This is a genomic window from Enterobacteriaceae endosymbiont of Donacia simplex, from assembly GCF_012568645.1.
Taxonomy (GTDB): Bacteria; Pseudomonadota; Gammaproteobacteria; order Enterobacterales; family Enterobacteriaceae.
Window position 1 is genome coordinate 275,163 of the sequence record NZ_CP046192.1, and the last position, 21,181, is coordinate 296,343.

Sequence of the window (21,181 nt, forward strand, 5' to 3'; positions counted from 1 at the left end):
TTATATGAATAAATATATATTTATTTTTTTAAAGTTTTTTTAATTTTTTTATCAGCTGTATGTCCTCTATATGTACGTGTTGGAGAAAATTCACCTAATTTATGACCGACCATTTCATCTAAAATATATATTGGAATATGTTGTCGACCATTATGTACAGAAATAGTTAATCCAATCATATTAGGAAAAATAGTTGAACGTCTAGACCAAGTACGTAATGGTTTTTTATCTTTATTTTTTATTGATTTTTCAATTTTTTTTAATAAATGTTGATCAATAAAAGGTCCTTTTTTTAAAGAACGTGGCATATTTTATTACCTTTTATTAATAAAATTACTTATTACGATGTTTAATAATGTATTTATCTGTTCTTTTATTTTTTCTTGTTTTTTTACCTTTAGTTTGAACTCCCCATGGAGTTACAGGATGTTTTCCAAAATTTTTTCCTTCTCCTCCACCATGAGGATGGTCTATAGGATTCATTGCTGTACCTCTAACTGTTGGTCTAATTCCTTTCCATCTTTTTGCACCTGCTTTACCAAAAGATTTTAACATATGTTCATTATTTCCTATTTCTCCTAATGTAGCTCTACAATTAGATTGAATTTTACGAATTTCTCCTGATTTTAATCTTAAAGTTATGTATGATTTTTCTTTTGAAATTAATTGAACATATGTACCAGCAGCTCTAGCTATTTGTCCTCCTTTACCCGGTTTCATTTCTATATTATGTAAGATTGTTCCTACAGGAATATTACTTAATGGTAATGTATTACCAATTTTTATACTTACATCAGTTCCTGATTCTACAATATCACCAATTTTTAGATTTTTAGGAGATAGAATATATTTTTTTACTCCATCTTTATATTTTATTAATGCAATATTAGCAGAACGATTTGGATCATATTCTATTCTCTCTACTATAGCAGGAATATTATCTTTATTTCTTTTAAAATCTATAATACGATATAATCTTTTATGACCTCCACCAATATGACGAGTTGTAATACGACCATTATTATTTCTTCCTCCTGATCTATTTTTTTTTTCTACTCTAGAAGAAAGGGGTCTCCCCTTATATAAAGAATGATTAATTATTTTAATCATATGACGTCTTCCAGGAGAAGTTGGATTATATTTTTTAATTGTCATATTTTATAAATTTAATCCTTATAAATGTTTGTTTATATTAAAATCAATTTTTTGATTTTTTTCTAAAATTATATATGCTTTTTTCCAATTACTACGTTGAAAACTATATTTCTTGTTTTTTTTTTTTTTACCTTTCATAATTAAAGTATTAACACTTTTTACTTTTATATTAAAAATTTTTTTTATTGCTTTTTTTATATCTATTTTAGTTGCTTTTTTTAAAACTTTAATAATTAAAGTATTTGTTTTTTCTGCAATAAAAGAAGATTTTTCAGAAATATGTGGTCCTTTTATAATTTTAAAATTATATTCTTTTTGAATCATATTAAAATCTCTTCTATATGTTTGATAGCATTAACAGTTATAATAATCTTATTAGCATTAATTAAATAAATAGGATTTATATTAATTGAATTTTTAATTTTTATATTATATAAATTTCTAGATGCTAAAAATAAGTTTTTATCAATAAATGTTGTAATAATCATTATTTTTTTTGATAAATATTTTTTTAATTTTTCAATTAAAATTTTAGTTTTTGGTTTGCTAATATTAAATTTTTTAACTAAAATTAATCTTTTTTCTTTAATTAATTTTGAAAAAATACTTTTTAATGCATTACGGAACATTTTTTTATTAATTTTTTTATCATATATTTTGTTTTTTGCAGCAAAAGTAACTCCTCCAGAACGCCAAATTGGGCTTTTAAAAGATCCAGCTCTAGCTTTTCCTGTTCCTTTTTGTTTCCATGGTTTTTTACCTGATCCTTTTACTTCTCCTCTATTTTTTTGTGCTTTAGTCCCTTGTCTACCTATTGTTCTATAAGATTCTATTAATTGATGTATTAATGGTTTGTTATAATTCCTATTAAAAATAATATCTGAAACTATAACTATTTCTTTAGTATCTTCTGTTATAATTTCCATTATAATGCCTAATTAATATATTTATTTGTATTAAATTAAATTTTTATTGCCGGTTTAACAATTACATTACTTCCAGTATATCCTGGAACAGCTCCTTTTATTAATAATAAATTTTTTATAAAATCTAACTTTATTATATGTAAATTTTGAATAGTAATTTTTTGGTTACCTAACTGTCCAGCCATTTTTTTACCTTTAAATACTTTCCCCGGAGTTTGATTTTGTCCAATAGATCCAGGTACTCTATGTGAAAGTGAGTTTCCATGACTAGCATCTTGAGTTTTAAAATTCCATTTTTTTACAGTTCCTGAAAATCCTTTTCCTTTGGATATACCTGTTACATCTACCTTAACTATTTGTTTAAAAATATCAATATTTATTTTTTGACCTACATGAAAATTTTCAGGATTATAATTTTTAAGACGATATTCCCATAAAATATATCCTCCTTCTGTTTTTGCTTTTTTAAAATGTCCTATTTCAGCTTTATTCATACGACTTATTTTTTTAAATCCAGTAGTCATTTGAATAGCATTATATCCATCATTTAAAATAGTTTTAATTTGAGTAATTCGAATAGTATTAAAATGTATAACAGTTATTGGTATAGATATACCATCTTTAGTAAAGATTCTTGTCATACCCATTTTTTTTCCTATTAATCCAATCATATATTTATATATACTCTATTTAATTATGTTAAAATTATAGTGAATTTTATTAACCTAAACTAATTTGCACGTCAACTCCTGCTGCTAAATCTAATCTCATTAATGCATCTACAGTTTTTTCTGTTGGTTCTATAATATCAACTAAACGTTTATGAGTACGAATTTCATATTGATCTCTAGCGTCTTTATCAACATGAGGTGAAATTAATATTGTAAACTTTTCTTTGCGAGTAGGCAAAGGTATTGGACCACGAACTTGAGCACCAGTACGTTTAGCTGTTTCAACAATTTCTGCTGTTGATTGATCAATTAATCGATGATCAAAAGCTTTTAGACGAATACGGATTCTTTGGTTCTGCATTAGACCAGAGCCTCTTATTTAAAAAATTGAAATAACTCTCTATAAAATATATATTGAGAGAACCTTTTTAATTTTATGAAAAATAAAAATCATATTATTATGACTTATAAAGTATAAATAAAGCAATATATTTAACATATAAAACTTTAAAAACTATATAATATTAATTATAAAATTAAGTTCAAAATTTTTATTTTTTTAAAAAAATTTTACTTTTAAATAATTTTTATATATATAAATTAAATGATAAAAAAATTTAATAATATAACTTTATTAGCTTTTGATTATGGTACTAAAAATATAGGAGTTGCTATTGGTCAAAGCTTAATAGGTATAGCACATACATTAAAAGTAATTAAGAATAAAAAATCAGGTAGTATTAATTGGTTAAAATTTTATAAATTAATCAATAAATGGGGACCTAAAAAAATTATAATTGGATTACCACTAAAAATGAATGGTAGTCAACAATATACAACTATTTTAGCTAAAAATTTTGCTTTTCATATAAAAAAGAAATTTAATATAGAAACTATTTTTCATGATGAAAGATTGAGTACAGTTGAAGCTAAATATATTTTATTTGCAAAAGGAGGATGGCGAAAATTACAAAAAAGTGATATTAATTCTTTATCAGCATGTATTATTTTACAAAGTTGGTTTGAAAGTAATAAAGAAAATAATTGTAATTAATTAGATATTTTTTTAATTTAATTAAAAAATACTTTTATATAATTTGAGGTAATCTTTTATGATAACAATCATATGTTTTTTAAAACATTTAATAGATATTGTTATTTTACTTTTTTTATTAAGATTATGGATGTATTTTTCTATTAATAATTATTATAATTTTTTTGTAAAATATGTTATTTTATTAACAAATATTTTTTTAAAAAATATTAAAAAATTTATTTTTAAAAACAATAAAAATGAAATTTTATCATTTATTTTAATATTATTATTAATATTTTTTAAATATCCAATATTAATTTTAGTACAAAGTAAAAATTTATTTTTTCATAGTTTATTTTTTTTTATATTTATTAGTATATTAACTTTATTAAAATTTTTTGGATGTTTATTTTTTTGGTTAATTATAATATATTTAATATTTAATATTTTTCATATGAAAAATAATGATTTAAATGATATTTTAAATATATTTATTTATCAGATTTTACAAGTTATAAGATTTTTTTTTAAGAATTTTTATAATATAAATATTATTTTACTTATTACTAATATAATTTTATATTTTTTAAATAATTTATTTATGGATTTATTCCCTCAATTTTGGTTTTTAATATAAAAAATACATTACATGATTAATTTTAATAAATATTATAGTTTATATATTCATATTCCTTGGTGTTTAAAAAAATGTCCTTACTGTGATTTTTATTCAACTATTTTTATAAAAAAAAATATACAAATACAAGAACGATATATACAAAGTTTATTATTAGATTTAGAAAAAACTCTATTTATTATTAAAAAAAAAATTTATATTAAAAGCATTTTTTTAGGAGGAGGTACTCCAAGTTTATTAGATGAAAAATTAATATTTTTTCTTTTACATGAAATAAAAAAAAAAATTTATGTTTTGGAATCAGCTGAAATTACTATTGAAATTAATCCATCTTCTATTACTGAAGAAAAAATTAAAAGTTATATAAATAGTGGTATTAATCGTTTTTCAATTGGAATCCAAAGTTTTAATGATAAAAATTTAAAAATTTTAGGAAGATTACATAATTCTGAAGAAGCTATTAATGCTATTAATATTTTAATTAAACAAAAAATATCAAATTTTAATTTAGATATAATCTATGGTATACCTGGTCAAACTTTAAAAAATTCTTGTAATGACTTATATAAAGCAATTTCATTTAAACCTAATCATATTTCATGGTACCAATTAACTATTGAAAAAAATACAATTTTTGAAAAATTTAAACCAAAAAATTGGTTAAATGATGATTTACTATGGAAAATATTTTTACAAGGTAAAAAAATATTTTTTAAAAATAAATATTTACAATATGAAATTTCTTCTTTTGTCAAAAATAAAAAATTTATTTGTAATCATAATTTAAATTATTGGTATTTTGGTAATTATTTAGGTATTGGTTGTAATTCTCATAGTAAAATTACCTTATTAAATAATAAAATTATGAGAATTATTAAAAATAATAATATTCAACAATATATAAATGGTAATTTTTTTAATTCTATGAAAATAATTTTATCTAAGGATATAATATTTGAATTTTTTTTAAATCGTTTTAGATTATATAAAAAAATACATAAAACAGAATTTCAACAAGCAACAAGTATAAAAGTAAAAAAAATTATACCTTTAATTGAAAAAGCACTAAAAATGGGTTATTTAAAAGAAAATAATGATTATTGGATTATAACTAATCAAGGACATTTATATCTAAATAATTTATTAGAAATTTTTATTTAGAAAGTATAATTTTTTTATATTCTATATAATATATTTTTTTTTTTTTAATTTTTGCTTTTTTAAAAAATTTACTTTTTAATAAATATAAATTTAAATTTTTATATATATTATTATATTGATTAGATTTTAAAATTATAAATTTATTATTATTATAATTAATGTTTTTTATATTTAAAATAATACTATCTTTATAATCTTGACAATCAGTTATTATATATAATAATCCATTATTAATTAATTTTAAAAAAATAATTTTTAAAAAATCTATTTTCAATAATCTTCTTTTTTTATGTTTTGTTTTTGGCCAAGGATCAGGAAAATAAAACTGAACTAATTTAATTGAACAATCAGGTATCATATTTCTAAAAATAGAAAAAGCATCATAATAAATTAATTTTAAATTTTTAATTTTTTTTTCTATAATTTTTTGAAGACAATTTATAATTCCTGGAAAATATACTTCTATACCAATAAAATTATATTTTATATTTTGTATCGCAAAATTAATAATATTATTATCTATTCCAAAACCAATATCAATGATAATTGATAAATTATTATTAAAAATCTTTACAAAATTTAAATGTTTATTTTCATAATTAATATTAAAAAAATTAAAATATTTATTAAAAATTATTTGTTTAGATTTTTTTAATTTTCTATAACGACAAACAAAACTTTTTATATTATTCATACTTTATTCTATATAGTAAATAATTTTTAAGATAATATTCATATATTATATAATTAAAATAAAAATATAGAAGAAATTTATGTCAAAAAAAATTTTTTGTATTTACTTTCAATGTAAAATGATTCAGTTAAATTATAAAGTATATCCAGGTAATATAGGAGATATTATTTATAATAATATTTCACACAATGCATGGATTAAATGGTTAGTTTATCAAACTAAATTAATTAATGAAAAAAAATTAAATATGACGAAAGAAAAACATATTCTTTTTTTAGAAAAAGAAATGATTAATTTTTTATTTAAAAATAATAAAACCTTTTTTAATAAAATAAATTATGGAGCTAAGCGGAATTGAACCGCTGACCCTCTGCGTGCAAAGCAGATGCTCTACCAACTGAGCTATAGCCCCTTAAGATTTATAGGCTTGAGTGGAGTTGAACCACCGACCTCACCCTTATCAGGGGTGTGCTCTAACCATCTGAGCTACAAGCCTTTTATATAATAAAAGAATATATTTTAATTAATTCATATTTTAGAATAAATGTCAACTATAATATATTATATATTTAAAATATAATTTTTTTAAACCATAATTTTAATTTTTTTAAAGGTTATAAATATAATGTTTTTTTACAAAAATTTTATTTATTTTTTTACACAATTTTTATTAACTATTATTATTTTTTTTTATTATAAAAAAAAAAAAAAAATTAAAAAATATTTAATAAAAAAAATAAAAAAAAATAAAAGATTAGAAATTGAATTAATAAAAAAAATAGAACAAATAGAATTTTTACAAAATTTAAAAATAGAAAACAAAAATTTAAATAAAATAATATTTAATCAGATGGAAATTATTTTAAATTTAAAAATAAAAATTAAAGAAATTCAAACAAAATTAGATGATAATATTATTTTTTTTAGTAAAAAAAAAAAATTAATTATAAATAATAATCATTATTTAAATACAGAATTTCAAAATTTAGCTAATAAAATTTTAGAAAAAAGTGAAAAAAGAATAAACCAATATAATAACCAAAATATAAAAAATATTATTTTACCTTTAAATATTAAATTAGAAACCTTAAAAGAACAATTACAAAAAAACTTAAATCAAGAATCATTAGAACGAAATATATTAACTAATGAAATTAAAAATTTAAAAAAATTAAATATACATATTTCTCAAGAAGCTATAAATCTTACTAATGCTCTAAAAGGAAATAATAAAATTCAAGGTATTTGGGGAGAGTTAGTATTAAATAAAATATTAGAATCTTCTGGATTAAGAAATGGATATGAATATGAAACACAAAAAAAAATTGAATTAAAAAATGAAAAAAAAATACAACCAGATGTAATTATAAATTTACCTTATAATAAAAAAATAATTATAGATTCAAAAATGACTTTAATAGCATATGAACGTTATTTTAATACCAATAACAAAAATACACAACAAAAAGCATTAAATGATCATATATTAGCTATTCGTAATCATTTACGTATATTAAGTAGTAAAAAATATCAGTATGCATTAAAATTAAAATTATTAGATTATATTATAATGTTTATTCCGATTGAATCTGCTTTTTCATTAGCAATAAATTTTAAACCTTCATTATTATATGAAGCTTTAAAACTAAATATCATGTTAGTTAGTCCTACAACATTAATGATTTCTTTAAGAACTATAGAAAATTTATGGCGTTTTGATAAACAAAATAAAAATTCTTTAGTTATTGCTAATAAAGCTACAACATTATATAATAAAATCAGATTATTTGTAGAAGATATATATATTTTAGAAAAAAATCTTAATAAACTACAAATTAGTTATGATTCAGCTATTAAAAAATTATTTAAAGGGAAAGGTAATATAATTTCTCAAGCTGAAGATTTTCGTAATTTAGGTATCGAAGTAATGAATAAAATTAATAAAAATATTATAAAAAAAAATTAAAATTAATTTTTAATACAAAATATATAAAGAGTACATTATTTATGTTTGATATAAGTGTTAATTTAACAAATAAACAATTTAAAAAAGATATACATAATGTTATTAATAGAGCTATTAAAAATAATATAAATGGAATGTTACTTATAGGATGTAATATTACAGATAGTTTTAATGCTTATAAAATAACTAAAAAATATAAAAATTACTGCTGGGCTACAGTAGGTATACATCCTCATTATGCTAATTTATGGAATAATTATACTTTTCATAAACTAGAAACATTATTAAAAAAAAAACTGTTGTAGCAATTGGAGAATGTGGACTAGATTTTTATAGAAATTATTCATCTAAAAAAGAACAACTATTTACTTTTAACACACAACTTGAATTAGCGTCATATTATAATGTTCCTATATATTTACATTGTCGTAATGCTTTTAAAGATTTTATAAAAATATTAAAAATTTGGAATCATAAAATTTCTAAAATTATAATACATTGTTTTTCTGGTAATCAATATGAATTAGAAAAATGTTTAGACATGAATATGTCAATAGGTTTAACAGAACTATTTTTTAATAAAAAATATAGAACAGGTTCTATAAAAGATATAAAATTAATTCCTAAAAAAAAATTATTAATAGGAACTGATTCTCCATTTTTACTTTTTAAAGAAATGTATAATAAAATATATAAAAAATTTAAAGGTAGAAATGAACCTTCATTATTACCTAATCTTTTGAAAAAGATTACATTATTAAGAAAAGAAAAATATTCATATTTAAATATTCAAACAGAAAAAAATTCATTTGATATTTTAAATTTAAATAAAAATAATTGAAATTATCATTTTTATAAATTAAAATAAACTTTATTTATTATTAAATAAATATTAATTTCAAAATTTGAAATAACATTTTTGTAATTTTAATTAAGAGAAAATAATAATGTATTTAGTTTCTAGTATATCTCAATTAATGACCGGAAAAATAAAAATTAATAGTAAAATATCTATTGGAGGATGGGTTCGTAATAGAAGACATTCAAAATTAGGTCTTTCTTTTATTAATTTATATGACGGTTCATGTATTAATGATATACAAATTATTGCACATAATAAATTAAATAATTATAAAAAAGAAATTTTATCGATTACAAGTGGATGTTCCTTAAAAGTAAAAGGAATATTTAAATATTCACCTAAAAATATGCAAATTTATGAAATTTATGCATTAAAAATAAAAATTTTAGGTTGGGTAGATAATCCAGGAAAATATCCTATTTCTCCTAAAAAACATAGTTTAAAATATTTAAGAGAAGTTTCTCATCTAAGATCCAGAACAAAAATAATTAGTTGTATTACAAGAATTAAACATAATATAGCATTATATATACATAATTTTTTACATAAAAAAAATTTTTTTTGGATAAATACTCCTTTAATTACAACATTAGATACTGAAGGATCAGGAAAAATGTTTAGGGTATCTACTTTAGATTTATCAAAATTTAAATATCAAAAATATACAAATATTTTTAAAAAAGATTTTTTTGGTAAAGAAGCATTTTTAACTGTTTCTGGACAATTAAATTTAGAAACATATGCTTGTGCTATGTCTAGAGTTTATACATTTGGACCTACTTTTAGAGCTGAAAATTCAAATACTAATCGTCATTTAGCAGAATTTTGGATGTTAGAAGTAGAGATAGCTTTTTCTAATTTAGAATATATTATTAATTTTATAGAAAAAATGTTAAAAAATATTTTTCAATATGTTTTAAATTTTCATGAAAATGAAATTACTTTTTTATCTGAAAAAATAGAGAAAAATTTATTTAATAAAATAAATAAAGTTATATTAAATAAATTTAATATAATTGAATATACTGAAGCTATAAATATTTTAAAAAATTGTAAAGAAAAATTTTCTCATTTAATTATATGGGGTGAAGATCTCTCAATAGAACATGAAAAATATTTAACAAATAAATATTTTAATAATATAGTAATAATATATAATTATCCTAAAAATATTAAAGCATTCTATATGTATTTAAATAATGATAAAAATACTGTAGCATCCATGGATGTTTTATTACCTGATATTGGTGAAATTATAGGAGGTTCTCAAAGAGAAAATAGAATAAATATACTAGATGAAAGATTAAAAGAATTTAAACTTAATAAAAATGATTATTGGTGGTATCGTGATTTAAGAAAGTATGGTACTATTCCTCACTCTGGATTTGGTTTAGGTTTTGAGAGATTAATATCATATATTACTGGGATATATAATATTAAAGATGTAATTCCATTTCCAAGAACACCTTATAATGCAAAATTTTAAAAATTTTCTATAAATATAGAAAAATAATTTTTTTATAAACTTTATTATATATTTTGTATAAATACATAATAATTATTACGATCAGGATAAAAAATTATGAAATATAATATATTAAAATTTTTAATACCTTTTTTACTAATAATTAGTAGTAATAATATTACCAATGCTAGTGAAATTTATAATAAAAATCAACAAAAGATAGATTTATATGGATTTTTAGACATTAAAAAAGCATATTCTAAAGATAGAGAAGAAATTCCTAAAAAATACGAAAATATTATATCAAATATGATTATTGGACTTAAAGGAAAAACTAAAATTTTTAATGACGTTTATGGTTATTCTCAATTTGAATTTAGTTTACCAATAAATCAAAATACTGAAATAGATAAAAATGTTTTTCCATCTATACGTTTAGGTTTAATAGGTTTAAATTTTAATCATGGTAATAGTTCTTTAGATTTTGGAAGAAATTATGGAATATTGTATGATACAACTTCTTATATTAAAAAAGATTCTTTTTTTACAGATGATTTAATGTATAATTACAATGATAAGTTTATGTTTGGAAGAACAAATAATCTTTTAACATATAGAAATAAAAATTTTTTTGGTTTAATTAAAGGATTAGAAATTGCATTACAATATAAAAGTCCTCATTTTTATACCGAAGAGAATGTATTTTACGATGAAAATAATAATAATGAAGACCGTGATATTTTTGTAGAAAAAGAGAAAAATAAAAAAGGATGGGGTGCTTCAATTGGATATAAAATAGGAAATTCAGGAGTAAGTATTACAGGATCTTATTTTAATTCTTCTAAAATAATTGATAAAAACGATGAATTAAAAAAAGTTTTTTCTATAAAAAAACAAAATTTAAAAAATGATGATAATATAAATGCTTTTTCAATTGGAGCTAAATATGAAAAAAATAATATTTATTTAGCAACAGTATTTAGTAGAGCAAAAAATTCGTTAACATATTTAGATAGACATAGTTCTGTTTTTGCGTATAAAATTAAAAAATTAGAAATTATTGGACAATATAAATTTGATAATAATTTAAAAGCTACTATTTCTTATGTTCAAACAGAAGGAAATAATATTCCAGCAGGATACCATTATCCAGGTGGAAATATAAATTTTTTAAAATATATATCAATTAATACAATTTATAAATTTAGTAAAAATTTATCTGCTTACTTTGATTATCGCATTAATTTATTAAATAAAAAAGATAGATATATAAAAACAAATGATTTATTTACAGATAACCTTTTTGGTATAGGTATAATTTATAAATTTTAAATAGTAAGTTACTATTTACTAGCTATTTCTTAAGTTTAATAATTTTATAAAAAAATAAATCTTAGAAATAGTTAGTTTTTTTTTGTAACCAAGGATTATTTATTATTTCATAATTAATACTAGTTTTTTCTCCATGACCTGGTAAAATTATAGTATTTTTATTTAAAGAAAAAATTTTTTTTTTTATAGAACGAATTAAAAGGTTAAAATTACTATTTGGTAAATCTGTTCTACCTATACTATTTTTAAAAATAGTATCTCCTGATATTAAATAATTATTTAATTTATTAAAAAAAATTACATGACCTAAAGTATGTCCAGGACAATGATATGTTTGTAATATAATTTCTCCTATATACACGTTTTGATTATTTTTTAACCATATATTATTTTTAAAGATACAATACGGTAATTGAAATATTTTGTTTTGTAGTTTTATATTTTTTACCCAAAAAATATCTTTTTTATGTGGACCTAATATAGGAACTTTTAATACTTTAGATAAAGTATAAGCTGCACCAATATGATCTAAATGACAATGAGTTATCAAAATTTTTGTTATATTTAATTTGTATTTATTTAAAATTTTTAAAATTTTTAAATATTCTCCTCCAGGATCAATAAGAGCAGCATTTAGTGTTTTTTGACACCATATAATATAACAATTTTGATTAAAATTTGTAACAGGAACAATTATATAATTCATATCAATAATATTAATTTATATATTTATTAATTATTTTAAAATTTTATTTATTAATAATATTTATTATTAGAATAATAATATGTTTTATTCACATTTTGCTGCTTTAAAAGCTTCTGTCATGATATTAGAAAAATTATTTTTTTTATTTTTTTTTATCATTTTATCTTCTATAATATTTAAATTAATAGTCATATAAACTATTCTAGTTTTACGATCAATACTATTAATTTTACCTTCTATATTTTGTCCTTTTTTAAAATATTTTAAAATATTATCTATTTTATGATTTTTATATTCAGATAATTTAACATTTCCTAAAATACCATCTTTAAACTTTAATTTAATATTTTTATTATCTATATCAGTAATAATACCTATTACTACATTATTTTTTTTCTGTTCTATAAAATATTTATTTAAAGGATCTTCTGTTAATTGTTTAATTCCTAAAGAAATTCTTTCCCTTTCAGAATCTACTTGTAAAACAATAGTTGTAATATCATTACCTTTTTTATATTTATTAACTTCATCTTCTCCATTATTTATCCATGATAAATCAGATAAATGAACTAATCCGTCTATACCCCCAGTTAAACCAATAAAAATACCAAAATCTGTTATAGATTTTATTTTACCTTGAACATGATCACCTTTATTATAATTTTTAGAAAATTCTAACCAAGGATTACTTGTACATTGTTTAATTCCTAAAGAAATTCTTCTTCTTTCTTCATCAATATCTAAAACCATAACTTTAACTTTATCATTAACATTTACTATTTTTGTAGGATGTATATTTTTATTAGTCCAATCCATTTCTGATACATGAACTAATCCTTCTACTCCTTCTTCAATTTCAACAAAACATCCATAATCCGTTAAATTTGTTACTCGTCCTAATAATTGACTATTTTCAGGATAACGTGTTGATATAGATTTCCAAGGATCTTCTCCTAATTGTTTTAATCCTAATGAGACACGAGTTTTATCTTTATCAAATTTTAATATTTTAATTTTAATTTCTTCCCCAATATTAACAATTTCACTTGGATGTTTGACTCTTTTCCAAGCCATATCTGTTATATGTAATAAGCCATCAACACCACCTAAATCAACAAATGCCCCATAATCAGTAAGATTTTTCACTAATCCTTTAATTTCCATACCTTCATATATAGTATTAAGTAAATGATTTCTTTCAGCACTATTTTCTAATTCTATAACAGCTTTTCTCGATACAACAACATTATTTCTTTTTTTATCTAACTTTATAACTTTAAAATCTAATTCTTTTCCTTCTAAATGAGCAGTATCCCTAATTGGTCGAATATCTACTAAAGATCCTGGTAAAAAAGCTCTAATACTATTAAGTTCTACAGTAAATCCTCCTTTCACTTTACCAGTAATAATTCCTTTAATATTATTATTATTTAAATTAGCTTTTTCTAAAATTAACCAAGATTCATGTCTTTTAGCTTTTTCTCTAGATAAAATAGTTTCACCAAATCCATCTTCTATTGAATCTAATGATACATCTACAATATCTCCTACCTTTATTTCAAGATTTCCTTGAGAATTTTTAAATTGTGAAATAGGAATACAAGATTCTGATTTTAAACCAGCATCTACTAATACAATATCTTTTTCAATAGAAATAATAGTTCCGGATATTATTGATCCTAAATTAATAATTTTGTGTTTTAATGATTCTTCAAATAACTCTGCAAAACATTCATTCATATTAGTAACTTTAAAATATTTTATAATAAATATCCACTTAAATCATATTAAGTATTATTTTTTAAAAAACTCATATATTCCTTTTATGAGAGAGATTTAAATATAATTTATAATTATATATTATATATAATCTATATATCATATAGATATGCATATAAAGTTAACATTAATAAATTTTTTCTGCAACTATATATATTATAAGTATTAATTTATTTAATTTTATTTTTTTTAAAATTATTTTTTCTAATTATACAATTCAATGATTATAATTAATTTAATTATAAATACTAATTTTTTTAAAATCTTTAAAAAAATTTGGATATGTTTTACTAGTACAATTAGGATTAATTATACTTACTGAATTATTAGATAATGATAATAATGAAAAACACATAGCTATACGATGATCGTTATATGTTTCAATTATAACCTCTTTTATCTGTTTAGGAGGATAAATAATGATATAATCATAACCGGTAATAATCTTTGCCCCAGTTTTTTTTAATTCATTAGACATTGCTTTTAATCGATCAGTTTCTTTTACTCTCCAATTATATATATTCTTTATTGTTGTAATTCCTTTTGCAAATAAACTAGTAACAGCTATAGTCATAGCAACATCTGGAATATTATTTAAGTCCATATTTATTGATTTTAAAGTATTTTTTGTACAACTAATATAATTTTTACCATAATTTATTATTGCACCCATTTTTTGTAAAACATTAACATATTTTATATCTCCCTGAATACTATTTTTATTTATATTATTTAGTTTTACTGTACCTCCTTTAATTGCTGCAGCAGATAAAAAATATGAAGCTGAAGAAGCATCTCCTTCTATAATATATTTACCAGGAGAAATATAATTTTGTTGTCCAGAAATTTTAAATTGCTGATAATTATGATTTTCTACATGGATACCAAAAATTTTCATTAATTTAATAGTTATATCAATATATGGTTTTGATACTAAATTATTCGTAATATTAATTAAAGTATTTTGTTTTATTAAAGGACATATAATTAATAATGATGTTAAAAACTGGCTAGAAATAGAACCTTCTATTTCTAGAATTTTAGTACCTTGAAAACCTCCTTTTATATGTATAGGAGGAAAATTTTTTTTTTCTAAATAATTTATAATAGCTCCACCATTTTTTAATGAATCTACAAGATGTTTTATAGGCCTTTCCTTCATTCTTGGTTCACCTGTTAAAATAATATCACATTCACTATTTAATGATAATACAGCTGTTAATGGTCGAATTACTGTTCCTGCGTTTCCAAGAAATAATTTTAATTTTTTTTTAGGTTTAAAAATTCCATTATTTCCTATTATTAAACATTCAGTTTTACTTTTTGATAAAATAAATTTAATATTTAATTTTTTTAATGCATTTAACATATGATTTATATCATCACTATTAAGTAAATTAATTAATTTAGTATTACCTTTGGCTAATGCTGATAATAAAAGTACTCTATTCGAAATACTTTTAGATCCAGGTAAAAATATAGAACCTTTAATTTTATGAATAGGTTTTAGATTTAAAATATTTTTCATATATATATATTATTTATTATTTAAATTAAATTTTAAAATAATCATATCATTTATGAATAGATTTTTTCAAAATCATTCATAAAATTTATTAATTTTTTAATACCTTCTAAAGGCATAGCATTATATATAGATGCTCTTATACCTCCTATTATTTTATGTCCTTTAAGATAAAATAATCCACTTTCTTGGGATTTTTGTAAAAATAAATTTTCTTTTTCGGGGGTTTTTAAATGAAAAACAACATTTGTTATAGATCTATTACAATGTTTAATTTTATTTATATAAAATTCACTTTTGTCTATAGTAGAATAGAGTAATTTTGCTTTTTTTTTATTTATTTTACTAATATATTTTACCCCCCCTTTTTTTTTTAACCATTTTAAAACTAACCCTGATAAATATAAAGAAAAAGTAGGAGGGGTGTTAAACATTGAATTATGTTTATATATAATTTTATAATCTAATACTGAGGGTAATTCTTTTCTTTTTTTATTTTTATTTATAATTAAGTCTTTTTTTATAATTAAAATAGTTAATCCTGCTGGACCAATATTTTTTTGTGCACTTGCATATATCATTCCATAATTTTGGATATTAATTTCTTTTGCAAGAATAGAAGATGATAAATCTGCAATAATAGTTTTATTTTTAATTGTAGGTTCTTCATTTATTGCAAGACCTTCTATTGTTTCATTAGGACAATAATGTATATATTTTGAATTATTTTTTAATTTCCAATATTTCATTTTTTGAATATAATATATACCATTTTTTTTTTTTACTGGATTAATAATATTAGGTTTACAATATTTTGTAGCTTCTTGTATCGCTTTATAAGACCAATGACCAATATTTGCATAATCAGCTGTTTCATTATAGTATAATAAATTCATCGGTATAGCTGAAAATTGTGTTCTAGCACCTCCTTGACAAAATAATATTTCATATTGTAATGGAATATTCATTAATTCACGTAAATCTTTTTTTATATTTTTTATTAAATTTATAAAATCATTACTACGATGACTTATTTCCATAACAGAAAAATTTAAATTATTCCAGTTTATTAATTCATCTTGGGCTTTTTTTAATACTTCACGAGGGAGGGATGCTGGACCAGGACTAAAATTAAATATATTTTGCATGATTATATAATCCTAAAAACTTTAAGTTAAGATATAATAATTTTATTTTAATTGTGTATTGTTAGTATAAAGAGACATTATAATACCAAAATTAGCCATAATAACGACAAGAGATGTCCCTCCATAACTTATTAATGGTAAAGGAATTCCAACAATAGGTAATAAACCACTTACCATACTCATATTAATAAATGTACATAAAAAAAATACTGATATTATACCTCCAATTATTATTTTATTAAAAAGATCATGACATTTTAATGATAAAAAAAAACTTCTTCCTATTAATAATATATATAAGATAATTAATAATAATACTCCAACAAAACCAAATTCTTCTGCAAATATAGAAAATATAAAATCAGTATGTTTTTCTGGTAAAAAATTTAGTTGTGATTGTGTTCCATGTTGCCATCCTTTTCCAAATAAACCTCCAGAACCTATTGCTGTTTTAGATTGAAAAATATGATATCCTTTACCTAATAAATCATAATGTGTTTTTAACAACATTAACATTCTTTCTCTTTGATAATCATGTAATAAAAAAACCCAAGCAAAGGGGAGAAATATTATAAATAAAATAATACTATTTAATATTTTTTTCCAAGATAATCCTGCTAAAAATAATATAATAGAACCAGATAAACCAATTAATATAGCAGTACCTAAATCTGGTTGTTTAGCTACTAATATAGTAGGTATTAATATTAAAATCATTGTTTTTAAAAAAACTTTTGTGTTAATATGATACTCTGCTTCATCTATAATACTAGCAACAACTAAAGGAACTGATATTTTAGCTATTTCAGATGGTTGAAATTTAAAAAAATTAATATTTAACCATCTTTTAGCTCCTTTTGTAGTATATCCAGCAAATTCAACAGCAATTAATAAAGAAACAGAAAATAAATAAAATAAAAAAGAATATTTTTTATAAATTTCTGGAGGAATTTGTACTGCTATTAACATAATTATAAAACCTATACAAATTTGTATTAATTTATGTTTTAAAAAAATATGATTCTGTAATCCTGTTACACTCCATGTTATAAATAAACTAACTATTAAAATTAATATAATTAATAATAATAAAATTAAATCTATATGTAATACAGAATGAATAAAATAACTTAAATTTTTTTTTTTCATAATAAAATCACATAATTAAAAATTTTATATTAAAAATTTTTTTTGGTTTGTAAAAATATAATCTAAAATTTTTCTCAAAATATTTCCAATTAATATATTTTTATTACTATTTTCTATAATAATAGTAATAGCTATTTTAGGATTATTAAAGGGAGCAAAAGCTATTATAAGTTTATGATCTCTTAGTTTTTCTTCTATTGTATTTATATTATATTGTTTTGTATTTTTTAAATTAAAAACTTGTGCAGTTCCAGTTTTTGCTGCTACATTATAATTTTTTACATTAGAAAAATATCTATATAAAGTACCATTTTTCTTATTTACTACATTATACATTCCCTTTTTTACTATATTCCAATACTGTAAAGGTAAATTTACTATTTTTTTATATTTTGGAGAAGAATAATATTTAAAAATATTATCTAATTTTTCCATTTTATAAAGATGAAGATTTTTTATAGTACCATTATTTATTAATATAGTTAAGGCTTTATGTATTTGTATAGGAGTAGCATTCCAATAACTTTGTCCTATACCAACTGAAATGGTATCTCCTATATACCAAGGATTTTCTATATTTTGTAATTTCCATTTTTTTGTAGGTAAATTACCTGATTGTTCATTAAAAAGATCAATATTTGTTAATTTCCCATAACCAAATTTATTCATCCAATTATGGATTTTATTAATACCTATATTATAGGCTAAGTGATAAAAAAAAGAATCTGATGATTCTTGTAATGCTTTATTAATATTAAGATAACCATGACCATTTTTTTTCCAATCTTTATAAATTTGATTAAATTTAGGTATTTTCCACCATCCAGGATCAAATAATATTGTATTTTCATTTATTAAATTTAAATTTAAAGATAATAAAGCGATATATGGTTTAATAGTAGAAGCGGGGGGATATATTCCTTGAATAGCTCGATTTATTAAAGGATTATTATTATTTTTTAGTAAAAAATTTAAATTTTTTTTTTCATTATTATTAATAAATAAATTAGGATTAAAACTTGGCGTAGAAACCATAGCTAAAATTTCACCATTTTTAGGATTACTAATAATAACAGTTCCTTTTTTATCTTTCATTAATAAATAAATATATTTTTGTAAATTATAATCAATTGTTAAATAAATATCACTTCCTGTATATGGTTCTTTTTTACAAATATTATATTTATAAAAACCTTTATTATCTATAGCTATTTTTTGATAACCAGGAATTCCATATATTTTTTTTTGATAATATTTTTCAATACCATTCATCCCTATTGATGATTTATCAGTATAGTTTTTTACAGAATTTTTATTTTTAAAAATAATTCTTTTTTTTATATTATGAGAATTAATATATCCAATAACATGTGCAAATAAATTTTTTTGTGGATAAAAACGTTTTTGATAAATTTTAAGAGATATTTCAGGAAATTTATACTTATTTACTAAAAATTTAGATACTTGAATTTTATCTAAATCTATTTTTAAAATAATAGTTTTTAATGGATTATCTTTTATTTTTTTGTTTATTAAATTTATAAGATCATATTTATTAATTTTTAATTTTAATAATTTTTGTAAATTTATAATTTTTTTTGAAATATTACTATTATTATTAAGTTTAAATTTAACTTGATAAAAATTTTTATTTTTAGCTAAAATTATACCATTCCTATCATAAATTAATCCTCTATTTGGTTTTAAAAAAAAAAAACTAGAATAATTTTTTTCAGATTGTAATTTATATTTTTTATAAGATTTTATTTGCAAATAATATAAATTATATATTAGAATAAATAATAATATTAAAAAAACTTTAATTAAAAATTTTATTCTCTGTAAAAAAATTTTTGATTTTATTGTATAATTTTGTAAAAAATTATATTTTATACTCATTATTATTTAATACCTATATTATTAAAAATCTTTTATGAAATTAAAAAAATTAATTTTTTTAAATCAATCCAAAAATATTTTTCTGCATAATTATTTATTATAAAACTTTTAATATTTATTTCAATTTCTAATAATAATTTAAATATTAAATATAATTTTTGATTATTTATTCTCTTTAATATTTTTTTATAAAAATATTCTTTTGATAAAGATATTAGAAATTTTTTAAAAATTATATTTAAAGGATATTTTTTTAAATTTCTATATATTTTAAAAATTAAAAAAAAAGTTTTTTGTAATTTATTAAAAATTAAAAAAATATTTTGTTTATTATTTTTCATTTGTTTAATAATTTCAAAACTATTTTTTATATTACCTAATAAAATAGAAGTAATTAAATTATTATTTTTTATATAAAAAATATTATCTAGATAATTTTGATTATTATTATTTATATAAATATTTTCTATAATTTGATTTAATAACATTAAATTTTTTGAATATAAATTTTTTAATAAATTACAATTTTTTTCATTTATAAATAAATTTAATTTTTTAAAACGATAATAAATCCAATTAATTAATTTTTTATCATTTAATTTATTATATTTATGAAATATTAAATATTTATTATTTATAAAATTTTTTATAATTTTTTCTATATATAAATTTATATAATCATGAATTTCTAAAATTAGAATATTATTAATATCTATATATTTAATTACATTAATAATATTATTTTTAAATTTAAAGAAAATTTTTTTATTTAAGAACATTAAATGTATTATTTGTTTTTTACAAAAAAAATCAATTATAATAAATTTAGAAAAAATATCATTCCAAACAGTATTATCGTCAATAATTATTATTTGATTTTTAAGATAACCTAATTTTAATAATTTTTTAAATAATAAATTTATATTTTTTTTAATAAAAAAAATTTCATCACCGCCTATAATATAACAAAAATATTTTTTGTTATAAATATTTTTATCAAAATTATCTAACAATATTTTATTCATTTTTATTAAAAATTACTTATTTTATAGATATTTAAATTTATAAAC

General features: G+C 19.2%; 21 protein-coding genes, 2 tRNA genes and 1 pseudogene. 8 read left to right on the forward strand and 16 right to left on the reverse strand.

What is annotated here, in order from left to right; translation table 11 throughout:
- Positions 1–20: 20 nt before the first annotated feature.
- The 6 genes from rpsS to rpsJ are packed head-to-tail and all read right to left on the reverse strand — an operon-like array spanning position 21 to position 3,113.
- The gene (rpsS, locus tag GJU00_RS01345; RefSeq protein WP_168893525.1) at positions 21–308 is read right to left on the reverse strand and encodes a 30S ribosomal protein S19; all 288 of its coding nucleotides are present in this window, start codon (positions 306–308) and stop codon (positions 21–23) included.
- A gap of 25 nt (positions 309–333) precedes the next feature.
- Positions 334–1,155 carry a 50S ribosomal protein L2 gene (rplB, locus tag GJU00_RS01350; RefSeq protein WP_168893526.1) on the reverse strand — a complete coding sequence of 274 codons (822 nt, stop codon included), beginning with the start codon at positions 1,153–1,155 and terminating at the stop codon, positions 334–336.
- Positions 1,156–1,173: 18 nt separating this feature from the next.
- Positions 1,174–1,479, reverse strand: coding sequence for a 50S ribosomal protein L23 (gene rplW, locus GJU00_RS01355; protein WP_168893527.1), 306 nt, complete (start codon positions 1,477–1,479; stop codon positions 1,174–1,176).
- Positions 1,476–2,081 (reverse strand): 50S ribosomal protein L4, encoded by a 606-nt coding sequence (rplD, locus tag GJU00_RS01360; RefSeq protein ID WP_168893528.1) that lies wholly within the window; start codon positions 2,079–2,081, stop codon positions 1,476–1,478. Before rplD ends, rplW begins: the two co-directional genes overlap by 4 nt.
- Before the next feature lie 35 nt (positions 2,082–2,116).
- Positions 2,117–2,752: a 50S ribosomal protein L3 gene (rplC, locus tag GJU00_RS01365; protein WP_168893529.1), complete on the reverse strand. Its 636-nt coding sequence runs from the start codon at positions 2,750–2,752 to the stop codon at positions 2,117–2,119.
- 49 nt (positions 2,753–2,801) lie between these two features.
- On the reverse strand, positions 2,802–3,113 hold the full coding sequence (gene rpsJ / locus GJU00_RS01370; RefSeq protein ID WP_168821827.1) for a 30S ribosomal protein S10: 312 nt from the start codon (positions 3,111–3,113) through the stop codon (positions 2,802–2,804).
- A 243-nt stretch (positions 3,114–3,356) separates the two neighbouring features.
- Between rpsJ and ruvX the strand changes: the two genes are divergently transcribed.
- Genes ruvX through hemW form a run of 3 tightly spaced genes read left to right on the forward strand, consistent with a single transcriptional unit; the run spans position 3,357 to position 5,586 of the window.
- The gene (gene ruvX, locus GJU00_RS01375) at positions 3,357–3,806 is read left to right on the forward strand and encodes a Holliday junction resolvase RuvX (protein ID WP_168893530.1); all 450 of its coding nucleotides are present in this window, start codon (positions 3,357–3,359) and stop codon (positions 3,804–3,806) included.
- A 58-nt stretch (positions 3,807–3,864) separates the two neighbouring features.
- A complete protein-coding gene (locus GJU00_RS01380; protein ID WP_168893531.1) occupies positions 3,865–4,425 on the forward strand; it encodes a hypothetical protein in 561 nt (186 codons plus the stop codon).
- 12 nt (positions 4,426–4,437) lie between these two features.
- A complete protein-coding gene (hemW, locus tag GJU00_RS01385; RefSeq protein WP_168893532.1) occupies positions 4,438–5,586 on the forward strand; it encodes a radical SAM family heme chaperone HemW in 1,149 nt (382 codons plus the stop codon).
- On the opposite strand, the gene trmB is transcribed toward hemW, so the two are convergent.
- Positions 5,579–6,280, reverse strand: a complete 702-nt coding sequence (gene trmB / locus GJU00_RS01390; protein WP_168893533.1) for a tRNA (guanosine(46)-N7)-methyltransferase TrmB — start codon at positions 6,278–6,280, stop codon at positions 5,579–5,581. The two genes, hemW and trmB, sit on opposite strands and share 8 nt — an antisense overlap.
- Positions 6,281–6,359: 79 nt before the next feature.
- Between trmB and GJU00_RS01395 the strand changes: the two genes are divergently transcribed.
- On the forward strand, positions 6,360–6,638 hold the full coding sequence (locus tag GJU00_RS01395) for an oxidative damage protection protein (RefSeq protein WP_168893534.1): 279 nt from the start codon (positions 6,360–6,362) through the stop codon (positions 6,636–6,638).
- On the opposite strand, the gene GJU00_RS01400 is transcribed toward GJU00_RS01395, so the two are convergent.
- Both GJU00_RS01400 and GJU00_RS01405 read right to left on the reverse strand, forming a co-directional pair.
- Positions 6,620–6,692: transfer RNA gene (locus GJU00_RS01400), tRNA-Ala, on the reverse strand. The two genes, GJU00_RS01395 and GJU00_RS01400, sit on opposite strands and share 19 nt — an antisense overlap.
- A gap of 10 nt (positions 6,693–6,702) precedes the next feature.
- Positions 6,703–6,776: transfer RNA gene (locus tag GJU00_RS01405), tRNA-Ile, on the reverse strand.
- A 129-nt stretch (positions 6,777–6,905) separates the two neighbouring features.
- Between GJU00_RS01405 and rmuC the strand changes: the two genes are divergently transcribed.
- The 4 genes and pseudogenes from rmuC to GJU00_RS01430 all read left to right on the forward strand — a co-directional run bounded on the left by rmuC (position 6,906) and on the right by GJU00_RS01430 (position 11,905).
- Complete coding sequence (rmuC, locus tag GJU00_RS01410; protein WP_168893535.1) at positions 6,906–8,246, forward strand: DNA recombination protein RmuC; 1,341 nt, start codon at positions 6,906–6,908, stop codon at positions 8,244–8,246.
- Positions 8,247–8,287: 41 nt separating this feature from the next.
- A pseudogene (locus GJU00_RS01420) lies at positions 8,288–9,087 on the forward strand (TatD family hydrolase).
- Positions 9,088–9,193: 106 nt separating this feature from the next.
- The gene (gene asnS / locus GJU00_RS01425; RefSeq protein WP_168893537.1) at positions 9,194–10,594 is read left to right on the forward strand and encodes an asparagine--tRNA ligase; all 1,401 of its coding nucleotides are present in this window, start codon (positions 9,194–9,196) and stop codon (positions 10,592–10,594) included.
- Between the two features lie 96 nt (positions 10,595–10,690).
- Positions 10,691–11,905: a porin gene (locus tag GJU00_RS01430; protein WP_168893538.1), complete on the forward strand. Its 1,215-nt coding sequence runs from the start codon at positions 10,691–10,693 to the stop codon at positions 11,903–11,905.
- 61 nt (positions 11,906–11,966) lie between these two features.
- Here the strand turns inward: GJU00_RS01430 and GJU00_RS01435 are convergent, their stop codons facing one another.
- The 7 genes from GJU00_RS01435 to holA all read right to left on the reverse strand — a co-directional run bounded on the left by GJU00_RS01435 (position 11,967) and on the right by holA (position 21,136).
- Positions 11,967–12,611 carry an MBL fold metallo-hydrolase gene (locus tag GJU00_RS01435; RefSeq protein ID WP_168893539.1) on the reverse strand — a complete coding sequence of 215 codons (645 nt, stop codon included), beginning with the start codon at positions 12,609–12,611 and terminating at the stop codon, positions 11,967–11,969.
- An 84-nt stretch (positions 12,612–12,695) separates the two neighbouring features.
- Positions 12,696–14,351 (reverse strand): 30S ribosomal protein S1, encoded by a 1,656-nt coding sequence (rpsA, locus tag GJU00_RS01440; protein ID WP_168893540.1) that lies wholly within the window; start codon positions 14,349–14,351, stop codon positions 12,696–12,698.
- A 274-nt stretch (positions 14,352–14,625) separates the two neighbouring features.
- Positions 14,626–15,918 (reverse strand): 3-phosphoshikimate 1-carboxyvinyltransferase, encoded by a 1,293-nt coding sequence (gene aroA / locus GJU00_RS01445; protein ID WP_168893541.1) that lies wholly within the window; start codon positions 15,916–15,918, stop codon positions 14,626–14,628.
- Between the two features lie 50 nt (positions 15,919–15,968).
- Positions 15,969–17,063 (reverse strand): 3-phosphoserine/phosphohydroxythreonine transaminase, encoded by a 1,095-nt coding sequence (serC, locus tag GJU00_RS01450; protein WP_168893542.1) that lies wholly within the window; start codon positions 17,061–17,063, stop codon positions 15,969–15,971.
- A 42-nt stretch (positions 17,064–17,105) separates the two neighbouring features.
- Entirely contained in the window at positions 17,106–18,212 is a 1,107-nt protein-coding gene (rodA, locus tag GJU00_RS01455; RefSeq protein WP_168893543.1) for a rod shape-determining protein RodA, read from the reverse strand.
- Between the two features lie 24 nt (positions 18,213–18,236).
- A complete protein-coding gene (gene mrdA, locus GJU00_RS01460) occupies positions 18,237–20,111 on the reverse strand; it encodes a penicillin-binding protein 2 (protein WP_168893544.1) in 1,875 nt (624 codons plus the stop codon).
- A gap of 32 nt (positions 20,112–20,143) precedes the next feature.
- Positions 20,144–21,136 (reverse strand): DNA polymerase III subunit delta, encoded by a 993-nt coding sequence (gene holA, locus GJU00_RS01465; RefSeq protein WP_168893545.1) that lies wholly within the window; start codon positions 21,134–21,136, stop codon positions 20,144–20,146.
- Positions 21,137–21,181 lie beyond the last annotated feature (45 nt).